General features: G+C 34.1%; 2 protein-coding genes. Both read left to right on the top strand.

Annotated elements, in window-relative coordinates; translation table 11 throughout:
- Positions 1 to 200, top strand: a 200-nt coding sequence (locus ACOVO2_RS18980) for a non-canonical purine NTP pyrophosphatase (RefSeq protein ID WP_421771485.1), incomplete at its 5' end; no start/stop codon positions are given.
- 199 nt (positions 201 to 399) lie between these two features.
- Positions 400 to 1,239, top strand: coding sequence for an AraC family transcriptional regulator (locus ACOVO2_RS18975; protein WP_421771484.1), 840 nt, complete (start codon positions 400 to 402; stop codon positions 1,237 to 1,239).
- Positions 1,240 to 1,769: the final 530 nt, after the last annotated feature.

Here is a 1,769-nt window from a genome sequence, read left to right as displayed (position 1 = left end):
AACCTAATTTTTTCGAGGGAATAATTCGGGGAAAAATCACTCATGAAAGACACGGTGAAAAAGGCTTTGGCTATGACCCAATTTTCATGCCCGAAGGCTACGACCGCACTTTTGCTGAAATGTCAATGGAAGAGAAAAATCCAATCAGCCATCGAGGATTAGCAGTAGCAAAAATGATAGATTTTTTAAAACACGCATAAAAAATGAGCGAGGCCAGTGGCTTCGCTCAAAGAACTTCTCATAGGTAAAGTATATCTGATTGTCTCAGAAAGGTAATCAATCCTTTTTCTAATGCAAAATTGATAGAATTCTTCCAAAAAAACTACTCCATCATTATCTAATACTTGTGCTTTATTAACATTATATATACATTTGCTCGACGTATAATGATAATAAGGCATGAAAGTAGAATACGAAAAAATCTCACCCGATACTGGTAGTTCGTTCCGTCTAATACATTGGAAGTCAGAAAATGACCGCTATTTCTGGCATTATCATCCCGAATACGAAATTGTTTTTGTAAGAAAAGGTTCTGGAAAACTCCACATTGGCGAACACCTCAAAAATTACGAAGAAGGCGAATTGGTTTTTATTGGCCCCGACCTACCACACACAGGTTTTGGCTACGGAGTAATTGGTGAACACGAAGAAATTGTGGTGCAACTCCGCAAAGATTTTTTGGGCGAAGAGTTTATGCAAAAACCTGAATTGCAGCACATTAGGGAGCTTTTCGAGCGAGCAAAACAAGGGCTTTCGTTTCAAGGGAAAGCCCGAAAGATTGTAGCTGCTAAACTTCAAAAAATGCTTACGCTTTCACACTTTGAAAGGCTTGTTGAGTTGCTGAATATTTTTCATACACTTGCTACAACTAACGAATTTTCGGTACTAAATGCCGTTGATAAACGTTTTGATTTTAATCATAAAGATGAAGACCGCATCAACAGAGTTTATGAATATGTGGAGCAGAACTACCAAAAAAGCATTAATATTCAAGCCGTTGCCGATTTAGCAAATCTGACCGTTCCATCTTTTTGTCGATATTTCAAGAAAATTTCGCACATAACCTATACTGACTTCGTAAACGAATATCGAATCAATCAAGCTTGCCGTTTGTTATTTGAAAATAAGCCTATTGCCGATATTTGTTTTGAAGTAGGCTTCAATAATATTTCGCATTTCAATAAAACATTTAAACAATTAAAGGGCGTGAGTCCGAGGGAATATAAAGCCAATTTATAAAAATCATATAATATTGTTAAAGTTGAAAATCATTCATGCAAAAGGCTTCTAACATAATTTTTGTACTTCTAAATCTCTCTTTGTGTATATTGTATATTATCAATATTCGCAATAATGAGGTTACTATGGATGGTTGGACTTACATTTCTTATATCCTAATTTATGATGCCATATTTGTATTTTATTATTGTCAATTATCTGAATACATATTCCATAAAAATTTCATAAAAAGCTCATTTATAATACACAATGCTATTGTTTTTGTTCTTAAACCAGCAGCTATTACTATACTGGGATTAGTATTGAGTTTATTTTTTATCACTTGGTTCTTGGTCTTGATTAAAAAAGAAAAGAGGTAATTGTTTAAAGTAAGTATTGACCACTTATCTATAATAAGGTCTCTACAAACAATCTCAAATCTTTTCATTAATTTCGCCCTCGAAAATCAACAAAAACTTCATCAACAATGAACAACGCCTTTTTTAAAGTTCCATCGCCTATCAATGAGCCTGTTTTGAATTATGGCCCAG

This window comes from Emticicia sp. (assembly GCF_049241225.1).
Lineage (GTDB): Bacteria > Bacteroidota > Bacteroidia > Cytophagales > Spirosomataceae > Emticicia.
This window is presented reverse-complemented; position numbering and strand designations above follow the sequence as displayed.

Bases quoted from the DNA above. Each gene is read 5' to 3' on its own strand.
- ACOVO2_RS18975 (WP_421771484.1), top strand. From the start codon at position 400: ATGAAAGTAGAATACGAAAAAATCTCACCCGATACTGGTAGTTCGTTC.